The following is a 16,297-nucleotide window of genomic DNA, read 5'->3' on the forward strand; positions in this document are numbered from 1 at the left end:
AACATGCTGGACACTTTACTAATAAATATCGGTCAATTACTAACAATGGATCAAGAAGATGGCTTGTTAAGACGGGAAGCGATGAACACGCTTCCTGTTATCGAAAACGGTGCGGTTGGAATTGAAAATGGCGTAATTACTTTCGTTGGAACAGCGGAAGAAGTAAAGGGATTACAAGCGAAAGAAGTTATTGATTGCGGCGGGAAAATGGTTTCTCCTGGTCTTGTTGATCCACATACTCATCTTGTATTTGGTGGATCTCGTGAAAATGAAATTGCACTAAAATTACAAGGAGTTCCGTACTTAGAAATTTTAGAACAAGGCGGAGGTATTCTTTCAACTGTAAATGCAACGAAACAGGCGTCGAAAGAAGAACTTGTTCAAAAAGCGAAATTCCATTTAGACCGTATGCTATCTTTCGGAGTTACAACTGTAGAAGCGAAGAGTGGTTACGGATTAGATGATGAGACGGAATGGAAGCAATTAGAGGCAACTGCACAATTACAAAAAGAGCATGCAATCGATTTAGTTTCTACATTTTTAGGTGCTCATGCAGTTCCGAAAGAGTATAAAGGTAGATCGAAAGAATTTTTACAATGGATGTTAGACCTACTACCAGAAATGAAAGAGAAGCAATTAGCTGAATTCGTTGATATTTTCTGCGAAACAGGCGTGTTCTCTGTCGAAGAGTCGAAAGAGTTTTTATTAAAAGCGAAAGAGCTTGGCTTTGATGTGAAAATTCACGCAGATGAAATCGACCCTCTTGGTGGTGCGGAAGCAGCGGCTGAAATTGGTGCAGCATCAGCAGACCATTTGGTTGGGGCTTCTGATAAAGGAATTGAAATGCTTGCAAAATCTAATACGGTAGCTACTTTATTACCAGGGACAACTTTCTATTTAAATAAAGAAAGCTTTGCTCGTGGACGTAAAATGATTGATGAAGGTGTCGCTGTTGCGTTAGCTACAGACTTTAACCCAGGTAGCTGTCCAACTGAAAATATTCAACTTATTATGAGCATCGCAATGCTCAAGCTGAAAATGACACCAGAAGAAGTTTGGAACGCGGTAACAGTTAACTCTTCTTACGCAATTAATCGTGGTGACGTAGCTGGGAAAATTAGAGTTGGTCGCAAGGCAGATTTAGTTTTATGGGATGCTTACAATTATGCTTACGTACCGTATCATTACGGCGTAAGTCATGTAAATACAGTATGGAAGAATGGTAATATCGCATATACAAGAGGTGAACAATCGTGGAGCACGGCCACTATTTAAAGAAGAATGCAAAGTTTATCGATCGTGAAGTGACGAAATGGAGTGAAATGATTAAAGATTGGGAGGAAGGCGTGGAAATATTCGGTGCTGCCGTAATTGGAGCACCCCTTTCTAAACCATCTATTAGTCATTCAGGAGCGAGCTTTGCTCCAAAAACAATTCGTGCGATGTTAGATGCATATAGCACGTACGCAATTACAGAAGAACATGATATGAAGGAAAGTGTCTTATATGATTGCGGCGATATTACGATGCATGTGACGGATATAAAAGAAAGTCATAACCGAATTGCGAAAACAGTTGGTCATGTAACGAAAGTGAATCCGAACATGATACCAATCGTTCTTGGCGGGGATCACTCGATTAGTTTTCCGAGTATAACAGGATTTGCAAACAGTAAAGGAAAGGTCGGGATTATTCAATTTGATGCCCATCATGATTTACGTAATTTAGATGATGGTGGCCCATCAAATGGTACACCGTTCCGTAGTTTACTAGAAAATGGTGTCATTACAGGAAAACAACTCGTTCAAATCGGAATTCGTAATTTTTCAAATGCGCGAGCGTACCATGAATATGCAAAAGAAAATGGCGTGACAGTGTATACAATGAAAGATGTACGAGAGCGAGAAATCAAAGATATTATGACGGAAAGTATTGAAGTATTAAGAAAGCAAGGCGTGACTTCTATTTACATTTCTCTTGATATGGATGTACTAGATCAAGCATTTGCACCAGGTTGTCCAGCAATTGGTCCTGGTGGAATGGATAGTACGACTTTACTTGATGCGATTGAATTTCTTGGTAAAGAACCACTCGTTCAAGGGATGGATATTGTAGAGATTGATCCAACACTTGATTTTAGGGATATGACGAGTCGAGTAGCCGCGCAAGTGATTATGAGTTTTCTTTTAGCGAGAGAGACAGTCCGTAAGCAGGTTAGTATATAGGTGTGGAATTAATCGGTAATGTTTACCGATTCCGTATAAAAAACACATTACTACTCATATGTAGTAATGTGTTTTTATGTTAAAAGAGAAGATAAAATTAAAATGTATATAGGTGTGGAAAAGTTAATAAGATTGCGGGTTTTTAGTGATATTTTACAAATTTATTTTCATAGTTCGAAAGGATTGACATGAAAAATAATTTTGTGATAAAATAAAAATTTTGCTAAAAAAGTGATTGTGTGTTAAGATTGAGAAGGTTACCATATATGGAGGTGGATTATTTGTTTCAAATTGGCGATAACATTGTTTATCCAATGCACGGAGCAGGTATAATTAAAGCCGTAGAAGAGAAGGAAATCGCAGGAGAAAAACAACAGTATTATGTTATAAAAATGTCGGGTAGTAATATGGAAGTAATGATTCCGGCAGGAAGAATATTGAGTTCAAATATACGACCAGTCACGGATATAACGGCAATAGCACACATATTGGATATTTTTCAACATGGAGAATCTGATAGATTACTTACGTGGAAACAAAGGTATAAATTGAACACTGATAAAATAAAGACGGGTAAAATACAAGAAGGTGCTGAAGTTGTACGTGATTTATTACGTATGCAGAAAGAAAAAGCACTTAATGCAAGCGAAAAGAAAATGTTAGATAACGCACACGAATTTTTGATTAGTGAACTGGGATTAATTGAAGGTATCACAGAAAGTCAAATAAAAAGCTTTTGTTAAGATTCATTACAAATAATGTATTACATCCCAAAAAAGATTTTGAATTTTTTGGGAACATAATTATAGAAAATTAATCATTTCAAAGACATTCAACTCTTTCAAACCACTTTTAGAGCATTAACCTCTTTTGTTATTACTACAATAAAATCCATTTTTATTTTTTAACTCTTTACGAATGTTCGAAGTTTAATTAAACACTTCGATAGAATAGTTACTTGATTTTGCAATCCTGATTCACACTGGCACGGACGAGGAGCCGTAAGGATGAAAGAGAGGTAGGGCTTTCATTGTATTAGGTTTATAAGTTATTATTTTTAGAAGAATACTGAACCACTCCCACTTCTATTGTTAAAGTTTTTTTATATGTGAAGAGATAATAATTGTTTATTTTCTTTATATAAAAGAGATAAACGAGTTATCATCCATATACGGTAAACTAAAAAGGTTTCCTTCCTAGGAAACCTTTTTTTATTTGTATCATTCTGCTTTTTGATATTCGAATGTTTGATGATAAAGGCGTATAAATTGACGTTACTATCTAAAAGTAAGTATGATGCGTTTATAGTAATAATTTTTTAGGGGGAAGAAACATGACAAGTTCAAATGATAAAGCGGCAAGTATTTATGAAGGAACAAATATAAACGTTTGGGGATCTTTTGAAAATATTGAAGAAACGAAGTTGTTTAATCCGATTCAAATTGGATCATGGTCTCTTCGTAATCGTATAGCAATGGCACCGATGACGAGATGTTTTGCGGACAATGAGACTGGAGCAGTGGGTGCTGATGTAGTGGAATACTATAGAAAGCGTGCTGCTGACGGAGTTGGATTCATTATTACAGAAGGAATTGTCATTAGTCCAAGAGCGAAAGGGAATCCGGGAGTACCAGGAATTTATACACAAGAACAAATCGATTCGTGGAAGCCTGTTACAGAGGCAGTACATAAAGAAGGTGGAACGATTATCGCTCAAATATGGCATGTTGGACGTATGAGTCATCACGAAATAATTGGTGGGCAATTGCCGCAAGCACCGTCTGCTATCGCTGCAGAGGGAAATGTTCCGCGTTTTCGTAAACCGTTCGATACGCCAGAAGCAATGACGTTAGAAGAAATAGAAGAAGTCATCGGTCAATACGCACAAGCCGCGAGGAATGCAATTGAAGCTGGATTTGATGGAGTAGAAATTCACGGCGCACACGGATATTTAATCGACCAATTTACTTATGATTTTGCAAATAAGCGTACTGATAAATACGGCGGTGACTTAAAACAAAGGTTAACGTTTATGAAAGAAGTAGCTGAGGCTGTAATAGAAGCAGTTGGAGCTGATAAAACACTTCTTCGTTTCTCTGCCTTTAAAGGTGATAATCCTACTTATATGTGGGAAAACCCTGAGCTTGCAATTGAAACGTTTGTAAATATGTTCAAAGAAGTTGGATTAACGATGATTCACCCTTCAACGATGAATTATACGGCAGTTATTGCTGACGGAAAGAATTTTCATCAATTAGTAAGAAAACATTGGGATGGTACGATTGTTGGGGTTGGTAATTTAAATCCGAAAGAGGCAGAAGAAGCATTGCAAGAAGGAACAATTGACGTAGCTGCATTCGGAAGACCGTTAATTGCTAATCCAGATTTTGTTCATCGAATTAAACATGCTAAAAGTTTAGTTGAATATGACGCGAAAAAGCATCTTGCTACATTAATTTGAATAAAGATAAAAGGAGAACACATGAAGTGTTCTCCTTTTATTATGGAATTTCATAGGAGGAAGCGGGATGAGTGAAACGCTACTCGTTATTATTAGTATATTGCTCTTATTGATGCTACTATTAATTATTTTTTTTATTATTACGTTTTTCATTAAAAAACGGACGCATCATTCTATTTTAAAACTCCATCCATACCTAGGAAGAATGCGCTACTTACTGGAAAAAATAGGACCGGAATTCCGGCAATATTGGTTTGATCACGATACGGACGGAAAACCTTTTTCGCGTTACGACTTTCAAAGTGTTATGTTTTTAGCGAAGTATCGCTCTGAAATACTTGGTTTTGGGTCGAAACGAGACTTTGAAGCATCTGGTTATTATATTGCTAATACGCTGTTTCCGGTATTAACAGAGGAATTAAGTGTGAATGTAACGCAAGAACGTGAAGGGAAAAAGTATGTGATTCATAAAGAAGGGTTATTTTCACGGAGAGAAAAATTGACAGCGGATAAAACGAATCTTTGGTTATACGAAGAAGACGATGCAATTATCGTCGGTGAAAATCGTAAATATCCATGGAAACTGTATGGCATGTTTGGAGCATCAGCAACTTCTTACGGTGCGATTGGTGAAAATTATATTTTAGCGAGTGGCTTTGGTGCGAAAATGGCTGGCGGTTCGTGGATTAATACTGGAGAAGGTGGCGTTATTCCAGAACATTTACATACAGGTGCGAATATCGTTGCGCAAATTGGTCCAGGGTTATTTGGATACCGTGATGAGGATGGTAATTTTTCAATGGAGAAATTTATGGAGAAAGCGAAAGAAAGTAATATTAAAGCATTCGAATTGAAATTTGGGCAGGGTGCGAAAATACGTGGTGGTCATTTAGAGGGGCAAAAAGTAAATGAGAAAATTGCTTCTGTTCGGAATGTACGAGTAGGAGAGACAATTAATTCACCGAATCGATTTTCATTTTTGAATAATGTAGCAGATACACTTTATTTTATTCAGCGTTTGCAAGAAACTGGCGGTAAACCAATCGGTATGAAAATTGTAATCGGACAGCAGCAGCCGTTGGAAGATTTATTTAAAACGATGAAAGAGTTAAATATCTATCCGGATTTTATTACAATTGACGGTTCAGAAGGTGGATCAGGAGCAACATATAAATCGATGGCAGATAGTATGGGGATGCCGCTTATTCCAGCATTACTGACGTGTATTGATACAGCGAATTATTATGATGTTCGGGATAAATTCAAAGTGTTTGCCTCGGGGAAATTAATTACACCAGATAAAGTGGCGATTGCTTTAGCGATTGGTGCAGATGCTGTAAATTCAGCACGTGGTTTTATGATGGCAAGTGGCTGTATAATGGCGCTTCAGTGTAATTCCGGACAATGTCCATCTGGAGTTGCCACGACGAATCCGCACTATCAAAAAGCGCTAGACCCGTATGAGAAGAAATGGCGCGTAATGAATTATGTTGTTAGTATGAGATATAGTTTGTTCTCACTTGCAGCAGCAGCGGGAGTAAAGAGCCCGCGTTATTTAACGAGAGCGCATATTGTGTTTAAAGATGAGGTGGGGCGGGTGGTACCTCTTTCAGAATTGTTTCCTATAATAAATCAAACCTAAAAATATATTTTATATGTAAAATTTTTTGAAGGAATAATCATATTCTTTAGAAAATATTAAGAGTATAATGGGAAAGGTTTTTAAAAATGACTATTTTTAGGGAGAGATTCACTTGGATCAAGGTTCGTACAGTATTACAATTTTTTTACTCGTCATAGGACTCGTTATATTTGGACGTATGCGTTCCATGAATCGACCAATTAAAAATAAAGGAAGACGACTATTATTTCCATTATTCTTTTTATTACCAGGTTTTTCTTTATATGCGGCACCGATACAACTTGCTGATTGGCAAATTGGGGTAGCTGCTGGGATTGGATTGTTATTATCAATTCCACTTATTATTTTAACTGGATATGAAGTGAGAGAAGATGGTCAAATTTATGCGAAAAAAAGTATTGCTTTTATTGCTACATTTTTAATTATTGTCCTTTTACGTGCTTATTTTAGAAGACATTTACAAGGTTTAGATCCAAAGTCAATTGGCATTCTTTTCTACACCCTTGCGGTTTGTTATATAGTACCTTGGCGTATTGGCTGCTATATAAAATTTCGTAAAGTATATGTAGAGAAAGAGAAAATTACGATGCCAATAAGCTAAAAGCCATATATTTGTATGGCTTTTTCTTTTGGAAATTTGTCAGATAAACAAATGAAAATAAGGTGTGAAAAAGCATTGTTTATTTCCTGAACATTTTTACTTTAATTCCTTTCGAAAACCGGGTAATCCACTGGGATAAAGGCGTTTATAAAGGTTCTCACATGTAGTAAAAAGCACCTGTTCACTTGAAAGAACAAAAAATGTTTGTTAAGGTAGGGAACCATAAGCGAAAACAAGAAAATAGAAAAAGTCATTTTTCGAAATTTTGAATGGCTTATGTAACTAAGGGAGAGATTTGGTGAAGATTGAAATTATGGTTTCGCTTGCTATTTATATGGCAGGTATGTTGTATATCGGTTATTGGTCTTATAAGAAGACATCCGATTTATCAGATTATATGTTAGGTGGAAGGGGACTCGGTCCAGCAGTTACAGCTTTATCAGCTGGTGCTTCTGACATGAGTGGTTGGATGCTAATGGGATTACCTGGTGCAATGTATGCAACAGGATTATCAAGTGTATGGATTGCGATAGGTTTATTAATAGGTGCTTATGCAAACTATTTAATTTTGGCCCCGCGTTTGCGAACGTATACAGAAGTGGCAAATGATTCAATTACGATTCCGGATTTTTTAGAGAATCGGTTTAAAGATCGTACGAAAATACTTCGTTTTGTCTCCGCTATCGTCATTTTAGTATTTTTCACATTTTATGCGTCGGCTGGTTTAGTTTCAGGTGGACGTTTGTTTGAAAATTCTTTTAACCTTGATTATAAAATTGGTTTATTTGTAACTGTAGGTGTCGTTGTTGCTTATACACTATTCGGTGGCTTTTTAGCAGTAAGTTGGACCGACTTTGTGCAAGGTTGTATTATGTTTATTGCTCTTGTATTAGTTCCAATTGTAGCTTTTACAGATGTCGGTGGTGTAACAGAAACATTCAATACAATTAAGCAAGTTGATGTATCGCATTTAGATATGTTTAAAGGGACTACAATACTTGGTATTATTTCATTTTTAGCATGGGGTCTTGGGTATTTTGGTCAACCACATATTATTGTCCGCTTTATGGCAATTACCTCTATTAAAGATTTGAAAACTTCTCGTAGAATCGGTATTGGTTGGATGACGATTTCGATTATAGGTGCAATGCTTACTGGCCTGGTCGGTATTGCTTATTACGCTAAAAATAATACGACATTACAAGACCCAGAAATGGTCTTTGTAACATTCTCAAATATTTTATTCCATCCGTACATTACTGGATTTTTATTATCAGCTATCTTGGCTTCGATTATGAGTAGTATTTCCTCGCAATTACTTGTTATTTCAAGTGCAGTAACGGAAGATTTCTATAAAACATTCTTCCGTCGTAACGCAAGTGACAAAGAACTTGTGTTTATCGGTAGACTGTCAGTATTAATAGTAGCTATGATTGCAGTTGTTTTAGCGTATCATCCAAGTGATACAATTTTAATGCTTGTTGGGTATGCTTGGGCAGGATTTGGTTCAGCATTCGGCCCCGCTATTTTATTAAGTTTATATTGGAAGAGAACGAATAAATGGGGCGTTCTTGCTGGTATGCTTGTAGGTGCGGTAGTTGTAATTACTTGGGTACAAATTCCAAGTTTAAAAGCGACTATGTATGAAATGGTACCTGGATTCTTCTGTAGTTTATTAGCTGTTATTGTTGTGAGTTTATTAACGAAAGAACCAGTTAAAGCTATTTATCGTGAATTTAATGAGATGGAAGCAGTACTGGAAGAAGAAACGAAATAATTAGTGAAGAGAGTAAACGAAACTGGCGTTTACTCTCTTTTTATTTAAAATGAAAATAAGGAACTTGTTGACAACTAAAAGTAAGTAACTTATAATAAATTTGAATACAAAGTAATTTGTGCTTTGAATAAAGATTTCAAATGGAGTAAATATTTTTTGGGAATTACCTCGAATTTGAGATAATTTGATAAGTTGGAAGTTAATGTGTAATTTTATAATTAATATCTCGAATTCGAGATAAAATTATCATGACGGATTTTACTATGCAGTATGGACAAAATGAATAATGAGTTTTAATGTATAAAAATTTTTATAAAGGACTAAAAAGGAGTGAACGAAATGGAAAAGAAAACAATGGGGATCCATCACATTACAGCAATTGTAGGACATCCACAAGAAAATGTAGATTTTTATGCTGGTGTATTAGGTTTACGTTTAGTGAAACAAACAGTAAATTTTGATGATCCAGGTACGTACCATCTTTATTTTGGTAATGAAGGAGGAAAGCCTGGAACAATTATTACGTTTTTCCCATGGGCAGGTGCTCGTCAAGGAGTTATTGGTGACGGTCAAGTAGGAATCACTTCTTATGTTGTACCAAAAGGGGCAATGGAATTTTGGGAAAATAGATTAGAAAAATTCGATGTTTCGTATACAAAAATGACTCGATTTGGAGAGCAGTATTTAGAATTTGATGATCCACATGGTTTGCATATAGAATTAGTAGAAAGAGAAGAGGGTGAATTAAATAATTGGACTTTTGGAGAAGTTACGCCAGAAGTAGCAATTAAAGGATTTGGCGGTGCGGTTCTTTTATCGGCACAGCCTCAAAAAACAGCTGAACTGTTAGAGCATGTTATGGGTCTTGAGAAAGTTGGAGAAGAGGGGGAATTCGTTCGATTCCGTTCTTCTGCTGATATTGGAAACATTGTTGATTTAAAATTATCAACAATCGGTCGTGGCCAAATGGGTGTTGGTACAGTACATCATATTGCTTGGAGAGCGAGTGACGATGCTGATCAGCTAGACTGGAAAGAGCATGTGTCCCGTTTTGGATACCACGTAACTCCTGTACAAGATCGAAATTATTTTAACGCAATTTATTTTAGAGAACACGGCGAAATTTTATTTGAAATTGCAACAGATCCTCCTGGTTTCGCTCATGATGAATCGTTAGAGACGATGGGTGAGGAATTAAAGTTACCGGAACAATATGAACAACATAGAAAACAGATTGAACAAACGCTTTTACCATTTGAAGTGAGAAATTTAGATTAAAGTGATTGAAAGGGGAAAAGGATTATGATGAAACATGTTTTTCAAAAAGGAAAAGATACGTCAAAACCAGTGTTATTATTACTTCATGGCACAGGTGGTAATGAATTAGATTTATTACCACTTGCAGAAATAGTTGATCCGGAAGCATCTGTATTAAGTGTTAGGGGAAGTGTATTAGAAAATGGCATGCCACGTTTCTTCCGTAGATTGGCAGAAGGCATTTTTGATGAAGAGGACTTGATTTTCCGTACGAAGGAATTAAATGAGTTTTTAGATGAAGCTGCAAAAACATATGAATTTGATAGAAATAACATTGTAGCTATCGGTTATTCAAATGGAGCAAACATTGCTGCAAGCTTATTATTCCATTACGAAAATGCATTAAAAGGTGCTGTGCTTCACCACCCAATGGTGCCTAGAAGAGGAATGCAATTACCTAATTTAGCAGGAAAATCCGTGTTTATTGCTGCTGGGACAAATGATCCGATTTGTTCATCAGCTGAGTCAGAGGAATTGAAGGGACTATTAGAAAATGCAAACGCTAATGTAACAATGCATTGGGAAAATAGAGGTCATCAATTAACGATGGGTGAAGTAGAAAAAGCAAAAGAATGGTATGGTAAAATAGTTCTATAAGTACAAATAATAAAAGAAGCATCTGCCAATTTTTAGCTGATGCTTCTTTTATTATTTAAGACTAGATTGTAAGGTGAGATGAAGAGAGTGGTAGTTGAATATCAACGATTGTACCTTTATTTAATTCACTTGAAATGTGTAATTTACCATGATGTTCTTCAATTATTTTGTAACACATCATTAATCCTAGCCCTGTTCCTTTTTCTTTTAAACTATAAAATGGTTCGCCTAAACGGGAGATACGATCTTCTGGGATACCACAACCTTCATCGATAATACGTATGAAGATGAAATTATCTTCTAATGGTTTTGTTTGGATGAAAATATTTCCACCATTTGGCATTGATTCGATCGCATTTTTTAATATATTTATAAAAACTTGTTTTAATTGGTTACCGTCACATTGGATATCATATACGTAATCAAAATGATCCATAATAATATGAACGCTGTGCATAATAGCAGTCGGTAAAATAAATGTAACTACCTCTTCAATTAAAGTTTGTATGTTGCACGTTTGAATAGATAATACTTGTGGTTTAGACATCGCCATAAATTGACTCGTGATAGATTCCATCTGTGAAATTTCACTTAACATAACATCGACATACCATTTCTGCTCTTCATTTATTTCAGGGAGTAGCAATGTTAGAAAACCTTTTAGAGAAGTGAGTGGATTTCGAATTTCATGGGCAATTCCAGCTGTCAGTTGACCGACTACTGCGAGCTTTTCAGATTTTCGTAATAACTTTTCAGTTTCTTTTAGCTCAGTAACATCTCTTCCCATCACGATAAGACCTTTGCGGGAACCGTCAGTATGATAAAGTGGAACTTTCGATATACTTAAGATGAGATCGGAATCATCTCTATGTATAATAAATTCCTCACCATGAAGGATTTGTCTTTGTTGCCATGCTAGTTCATCGACTTCTTCACAATGTAAAAAAGCTTCTCGGTACGCTTCATTATATTGAATGAGTTCACTATCTTTTTTCCCGTGATAAGGTACATGATGGAAATTGAAGCAAGAAAGTGCATAGTCATTTGCCTCAAGCCAGCGCCCTTCATGATCTTTAAATATAACAAACGCAGGCATGGAGTTTACTAAGGTACGTAATCTCTTCTCGCTTTCTTTCAGCATTTTCTCAATTCTTTCTGATTTTTCAATAGGCTTCATAATTGCATACACGCCTATTAGACGTTTTTTTGAAAAAATAGGAACTAATTTTGTTACGACATCTAATAAATATCCGTCTTTGTGATAAATAGATACGATATACTCTTGTTGATTGTTTGTTTCAGTATTTTTTATATATTGTAATACTTGCTCAGAAATATGAGCTTCTAAAATAGAGGTAATGCTTTTTCGCTCTAATTCTGAAGAAGTGTAACCTAGTATTCTTTCGGCAGAAGGATTAGCATGTATAATAACTCCCTCCAAATTTAATGAAATAATACTATCAGGATTGTGTTCGAACAGAGATGCGTACATTTCTGTTAATGAACAATCTTGTATATGGTTGCGCAAACGTCTAGAAATGTTCGGATGACGTTTTCTTTGAGTTGATGAATATTTTTTACGACTCATAATAGCTCCTCCGTACAAATAGCATCTAAAAAGATTTGTCTATTCATAACTATAATATAGATGTAATGTGTATTTCTATAAAAAATGGAAGTTATAGAATAAATTTTGTTTTCTTTATTTTTTACAAAGTGAATGTAAGGTGGTAATAAGAAGAGCTTATATTGTTTTATAAATCTTTTGTAAGTTACAAACGAGAGTTTTCCTTATAACATTAGGATAGAAGAGGGGGAGAGAAAATGAAAAGTTATATTCAAGGGATTGATCATGTGCAAGTAGCTGCGCCTGTAGGGTGTGAAGAAGAAGCACGAGAATTTTATGGTAATAAAATAGGTATGGAGGAAATACCGAAGCCAGAGGAATTAAAGAAGCGTGGTGGGTGCTGGTTTAAGTGTGGAATTCAAGAGATTCATATCGGAGTTGAGCAAAACTTCAACCCAGCTAAAAAGGCACATCCGGCTTTTTATGTTTTAAAAATAAATGAATTTAAACAAGAGTTAATAAAGCAAGGTATTGAAGTAATAGATGATCATGCACGACCAGATATAATTAGATTTTATGTGTCAGATCCGTTCGGAAATCGAATTGAATTTATGGAAAATAAAAACTAGGTGGAAATCCACCTAGTTTTTTAACCTTTTCTAAACAATCCTAATACTTCAACCGTTTCGGTAATGTTAACGAATGCATGAGGATCAATTTCAGAAATTGTTAATTTCATACTTGCTAATTCTTCACGAGAAACGACTGTCATAAGTACACGTTTTTTTTCGCTGGAATAAGCACCTTCGCCATCAAGTAATGTAATTCCACGTACAACAGTTGAAAGAAGTTGTTTTTTCATTTTTTCTGCTTCATTTGTTACAATCATAAGTGTAACCTTTCGATGTTTCGTATGAATAGCATCGATGACTTTACCAGTTACATAAATGGAAAGTAAGCTTGTAAGAGCAACATCCCAAGTGAAGAAGAAACCTGCAATAATAACAACGACTGCATTTAAAATAATAAGGAATCCGCCGAGTTTAATGTCACGTTTGCGAGACAACAACATACCGATAATATCAAATCCACCAGTGGATCCATTACAGTTAAAAACAAGACCGATACCAGCTCCGGCAATGACACCACCAAAGATAGATGATAAAAGTGGATCCGTTGCTACGACTTTTACTGGAACGTAGTATAATGCAACAGATAATACAATAACAGAGACAATCGTGTTAAAAATTACTTTTTTTCCAAGACCTATGTATCCTAAAATAAGGATAGGTAAGTTTAATACAAAGTTAATAATACCTGTGTTTACAGGCGTTACAATCCCTAAAATAATAGCAATTCCACCAATTCCACTACTTAAAATTTTGTGGGGGATAAGGAAAAGATTAAAGGCAACCGCAATAATAATAGAACCAATAATAACACCAAGAAATCTGACCATCTCTTTCCCGTCCTTCACTAAAAAATTCATATTATTTCAAGATTATATATGATATTGAAAGTTTTGGGTAAAAACAGTTTATTTCGGAAAATTAGATTAATCGAAAGAATTTGAGTATTTTATCGTTTGAAAGGGGATACAGTTGTGAAGATAAAAACATATCAACAGAAAAGCCCGTTAAAGCAAGAATGTGAGGATGCTTATTTTTGTAATGAAGAAAAAAAGATTTATGGTGTATGTGATGGCGCAACACCGCTCGTCCCGTTTCGAGATGAAAAGGGACATAATGGAGCATACATCGCTTCACACTTATTTGCAAGTTATTTTGCTTCATTACGCGAAACTCATAGTTTACCAGTTGCTGTTGCAAAAGCAAATGAAGCATTGCAAAGCAAAATGTTAGAATATGAAGTAGACACGAGAAAGAAAGAGCATTTGTGGTGTACATGTATTGCGGCCGTTCAAATAGATGGTGAGAAAATTAAATATGCACAGTTAGGGGACTGTATGATTGTCGCAATACTTCAAAATGGAACGATGCGAGTATTAACGAAAGACACAGTCGAAGGAATTAGTAAACGAGCAAAAAAGAAGAGAGAAGAAGATCGTAAAAAAGGGCTATCTGTACCAGAAGAACATGTTTTTCAAGATGTGAAAGAACAGTTAAAATACAATCGTTATCTTGCAAATATGCAGGGTGGGTATTCCGTTGCAAATGGAATGAAAGAAGCGATACATTATTTACAACATGGGGAATTACATATAGATGAAGTAAGCGAGATTTTTATTTGTTCAGACGGGTTATTCCACCCAGATTGGCCACTCGAACAAACTGTTGCATATATAAGAAAGAATAGTATAAATGAATATGTAGCAATTATTGAAGAGCTAGAAGGGGAAAAGAGAATAAGACCAGATGATAAAACAATGATGATTATTGATTTGTAAGGGAGGACGTTCAAATGGAAATTAAATGTGTTAATTTAACATTTCAAGATGAATTAGTTCCTTTAAAAAAAGTAAATAAACTGATTATCCACCACACATCCGAAGATGGATGGGATGTGTATCAAACACATGAATTTCATCAAAAGGTAAGAGGGTGGAGCGGGATCGGTTATAATTATTTTATCGAAGCAGATGGAACTGTAGTCGAAGGACGTGGTTTACATATTGGAGCGCATGCGAAAGATAATAATAGAGATACAATTGGAATATGTATGACGGGTAATTTTGATAAATATGATCCAACTCCTGCTCAAGTGAATGCATTATATTCTGTATGTAAAAAGTTTATGAAGCAGTTTGCTATAAAAAAAGAAAATATACTCGGCCATAGGGAGCTAGAAGGAGTTACAAAAACTTGTCCTGGAAATCGCTTTTCCATGGTAGAGTTAAGAAACATACTATCTTACATGTAGAGGAGTAATAAATGATGATGAATATAAAAATACCAAATGATAAAAAAGAAGAGCTTGTAGCACAAATTCAGCAATTTTTCGTTGAAGAAGATCTAGATGAAATCGGACGTTTTCAAGCAGAGCGATTAATAGAAGAAATGATAAAATTAGTAGGACCATTTGCATACAATCAAGCGATTGGAGATGCTAGAAAGCTTGTAACAGAGAAACTATCTAATATTGAAGAAGATTTGTATGTGTTAGAGAAGAGTGAAGGGAAGTAAGAAGAAAAATTTTGGTCGTCTTCTGTCAATTATAAAATAAGTATTATGTCACGGCTTTTTCCGATGTTTTATTTGGAAAAGGCCGTGAAATTTTTTGTCTTCAGAAGGAATATAATGGAAATTACCCCTATCTTGTACTCCATTCTTTTGCCATTTCATCATGATATGCTTCTGTCCAATGATATGGTTGCAACTCTTTTAGAGGTTTAAAAATAATATTTTGTTTAGCATTTGTAATCGCGCACTGTACTTCTGGTCCCCAATAAAATAAACGTTCTTGGCATACACCACAAGGCGAGAGTATCTTTAATTCAGAATGCTCATTTTCTCGTGCAAGACAAATAGAATGTGTAACTTTCTTTTGAAATTTATGAGCTTCTAAAATTGCACCTGTTTCCATACAAAGTTCTGTTGAAGCATTTATTACGTCCGGAGCAACACTTGTATAAATTGTTCCATCTTCTACACGAATCGCTGCGGCTCCGCCCCAATCATTTGGATATCTTTGTTCAATTAAATGTTTTACCACATCATATAATTGTTGCTCAATATTCAATTTCTTTTCCTCTTTTCTGCCCAAATTTCGGTTTGTTATTTCGGAATATTCTTTCTTTTATCATGATAGCATAAACAAAAAAATGGAATAAACATTTAATTTCAAATCATCTTTTTAAAGAACTATATTATCTTTTAAATGATTTTATTAATTTTTAAGCGATTTTACTATCACTCAACAATATAAAATAAAACTTCTTTTTGCTAAAAGGGACCCTAGAATTAAAAACGTTATTCTTTCTTAACAAGCTAGATGAGAAAGAATAACGTTTTTTTATAGAGTGAGATTAAAAATATATTATCTTAATTTTATCTTTTTTTAATAATTTATTTATGGGTAGTTTATAGTTGCTATTTATAATTCTTTTATATAGCAGCTATGGATACTACGAAAAAGAACTTTGAAGGTGTA

16 protein-coding genes are annotated in these 16,297 nt (G+C 35.1%); 13 read left to right on the top strand and 3 right to left on the bottom strand.

The features are described 5' to 3' along the window. Positions 1 to 3 precede the first annotated feature (3 nt). The 9 genes from hutI (at position 4) to DN390_RS16395 (ending at position 10,620) form a co-directional block, all read left to right on the top strand. A complete protein-coding gene (gene hutI, locus DN390_RS16355; protein ID WP_147807831.1) occupies positions 4 to 1,275 on the top strand; it encodes an imidazolonepropionase in 1,272 nt (423 codons plus the stop codon). Next, positions 1,254 to 2,225, top strand: coding sequence for a formimidoylglutamase (hutG, locus tag DN390_RS16360; RefSeq protein ID WP_147807832.1), 972 nt, complete (start codon positions 1,254 to 1,256; stop codon positions 2,223 to 2,225). Before hutI ends, hutG begins: the two co-directional genes overlap by 22 nt. 281 nt (positions 2,226 to 2,506) lie before the next feature. Beyond that, the gene (locus DN390_RS16365) at positions 2,507 to 2,968 is read left to right on the top strand and encodes a CarD family transcriptional regulator (protein ID WP_176225740.1); all 462 of its coding nucleotides are present in this window, start codon (positions 2,507 to 2,509) and stop codon (positions 2,966 to 2,968) included. A 590-nt stretch (positions 2,969 to 3,558) separates the two neighbouring features. Continuing rightward, positions 3,559 to 4,686, top strand: a complete 1,128-nt coding sequence (locus DN390_RS16370; protein ID WP_147807833.1) for an alkene reductase — start codon at positions 3,559 to 3,561, stop codon at positions 4,684 to 4,686. Positions 4,687 to 4,753: 67 nt separating this feature from the next. After that, complete coding sequence (locus DN390_RS16375) at positions 4,754 to 6,328, top strand: FMN-binding glutamate synthase family protein (RefSeq protein WP_147807834.1); 1,575 nt, start codon at positions 4,754 to 4,756, stop codon at positions 6,326 to 6,328. Between the two features lie 112 nt (positions 6,329 to 6,440). Next, positions 6,441 to 6,929: a cytochrome c biogenesis protein CcdC gene (locus DN390_RS16380; protein WP_147807835.1), complete on the top strand. Its 489-nt coding sequence runs from the start codon at positions 6,441 to 6,443 to the stop codon at positions 6,927 to 6,929. 298 nt (positions 6,930 to 7,227) lie between these two features. Continuing rightward, complete coding sequence (gene putP, locus DN390_RS16385) at positions 7,228 to 8,706, top strand: sodium/proline symporter PutP (RefSeq protein WP_147807836.1); 1,479 nt, start codon at positions 7,228 to 7,230, stop codon at positions 8,704 to 8,706. Between the two features lie 339 nt (positions 8,707 to 9,045). After that, positions 9,046 to 9,984, top strand: a complete 939-nt coding sequence (locus tag DN390_RS16390) for a ring-cleaving dioxygenase (protein WP_147807837.1) — start codon at positions 9,046 to 9,048, stop codon at positions 9,982 to 9,984. Positions 9,985 to 10,008: 24 nt separating this feature from the next. Beyond that, a complete protein-coding gene (locus DN390_RS16395) occupies positions 10,009 to 10,620 on the top strand; it encodes an alpha/beta hydrolase (RefSeq protein WP_060631851.1) in 612 nt (203 codons plus the stop codon). A gap of 61 nt (positions 10,621 to 10,681) precedes the next feature. On the opposite strand, the gene DN390_RS16400 is transcribed toward DN390_RS16395, so the two are convergent. Beyond that, positions 10,682 to 12,208 (bottom strand): BA3702 family sensor histidine kinase, encoded by a 1,527-nt coding sequence (locus DN390_RS16400; RefSeq protein ID WP_060631850.1) that lies wholly within the window; start codon positions 12,206 to 12,208, stop codon positions 10,682 to 10,684. Positions 12,209 to 12,444: 236 nt separating this feature from the next. Between DN390_RS16400 and DN390_RS16410 the strand changes: the two genes are divergently transcribed. After that, on the top strand, positions 12,445 to 12,816 hold the full coding sequence (locus tag DN390_RS16410) for a VOC family protein (protein ID WP_060631849.1): 372 nt from the start codon (positions 12,445 to 12,447) through the stop codon (positions 12,814 to 12,816). 20 nt (positions 12,817 to 12,836) lie between these two features. Here DN390_RS16410 and DN390_RS16415 read toward each other — a convergent pair whose 3' ends face one another. Continuing rightward, a complete protein-coding gene (locus DN390_RS16415) occupies positions 12,837 to 13,646 on the bottom strand; it encodes a YitT family protein (RefSeq protein ID WP_147807838.1) in 810 nt (269 codons plus the stop codon). A gap of 126 nt (positions 13,647 to 13,772) precedes the next feature. Between DN390_RS16415 and DN390_RS16420 the strand changes: the two genes are divergently transcribed. The 3 genes from DN390_RS16420 to DN390_RS16430 are packed head-to-tail and all read left to right on the top strand — an operon-like array spanning position 13,773 to position 15,330. Continuing rightward, the gene (locus tag DN390_RS16420) at positions 13,773 to 14,594 is read left to right on the top strand and encodes a protein phosphatase 2C domain-containing protein (RefSeq protein ID WP_147807839.1); all 822 of its coding nucleotides are present in this window, start codon (positions 13,773 to 13,775) and stop codon (positions 14,592 to 14,594) included. Between the two features lie 14 nt (positions 14,595 to 14,608). Beyond that, on the top strand, positions 14,609 to 15,067 hold the full coding sequence (locus DN390_RS16425; RefSeq protein WP_147807840.1) for a peptidoglycan recognition protein family protein: 459 nt from the start codon (positions 14,609 to 14,611) through the stop codon (positions 15,065 to 15,067). An 11-nt stretch (positions 15,068 to 15,078) separates the two neighbouring features. Further along, positions 15,079 to 15,330, top strand: coding sequence for a DUF2164 domain-containing protein (locus DN390_RS16430; protein WP_001983516.1), 252 nt, complete (start codon positions 15,079 to 15,081; stop codon positions 15,328 to 15,330). A 127-nt stretch (positions 15,331 to 15,457) separates the two neighbouring features. On the opposite strand, the gene DN390_RS16435 is transcribed toward DN390_RS16430, so the two are convergent. Further along, on the bottom strand, positions 15,458 to 15,886 hold the full coding sequence (locus DN390_RS16435; RefSeq protein WP_147807841.1) for a cytidine deaminase: 429 nt from the start codon (positions 15,884 to 15,886) through the stop codon (positions 15,458 to 15,460). Positions 15,887 to 16,297: the final 411 nt, after the last annotated feature.

The organism is Bacillus sp. SH7-1, from assembly GCF_008042405.1.
Taxonomy (GTDB): domain Bacteria; phylum Bacillota; class Bacilli; order Bacillales; family Bacillaceae_G; genus Bacillus_A; species Bacillus_A thuringiensis_N.

What these genes read in the sequence shown, in the direction of transcription:
- hutI (WP_147807831.1), top strand. Translation starts at nt 4, where the DNA reads ATGCTGGACACTTTACTAATAAATATCGGTCAATTACTAACAATGGAT.
- DN390_RS16370 (WP_147807833.1), top strand. Translation starts at nt 3,559, where the DNA reads ATGACAAGTTCAAATGATAAAGCGGCAAGTATTTATGAAGGAACAAAT.
- DN390_RS16375 (WP_147807834.1), top strand. Translation starts at nt 4,754, where the DNA reads ATGAGTGAAACGCTACTCGTTATTATTAGTATATTGCTCTTATTGATG.
- DN390_RS16390 (WP_147807837.1), top strand. Translation starts at nt 9,046, where the DNA reads ATGGAAAAGAAAACAATGGGGATCCATCACATTACAGCAATTGTAGGA.
- DN390_RS16395 (WP_060631851.1), top strand. Translation starts at nt 10,009, where the DNA reads ATGATGAAACATGTTTTTCAAAAAGGAAAAGATACGTCAAAACCAGTG.
- DN390_RS16400 (WP_060631850.1), bottom strand. Translation starts at nt 12,208, where the DNA reads ATGAGTCGTAAAAAATATTCATCAACTCAAAGAAAACGTCATCCGAAC.
- DN390_RS16410 (WP_060631849.1), top strand. Translation starts at nt 12,445, where the DNA reads ATGAAAAGTTATATTCAAGGGATTGATCATGTGCAAGTAGCTGCGCCT.
- DN390_RS16415 (WP_147807838.1), bottom strand. Translation starts at nt 13,646, where the DNA reads ATGGTCAGATTTCTTGGTGTTATTATTGGTTCTATTATTATTGCGGTT.
- DN390_RS16425 (WP_147807840.1), top strand. Translation starts at nt 14,609, where the DNA reads ATGGAAATTAAATGTGTTAATTTAACATTTCAAGATGAATTAGTTCCT.
- DN390_RS16430 (WP_001983516.1), top strand. Translation starts at nt 15,079, where the DNA reads ATGATGATGAATATAAAAATACCAAATGATAAAAAAGAAGAGCTTGTA.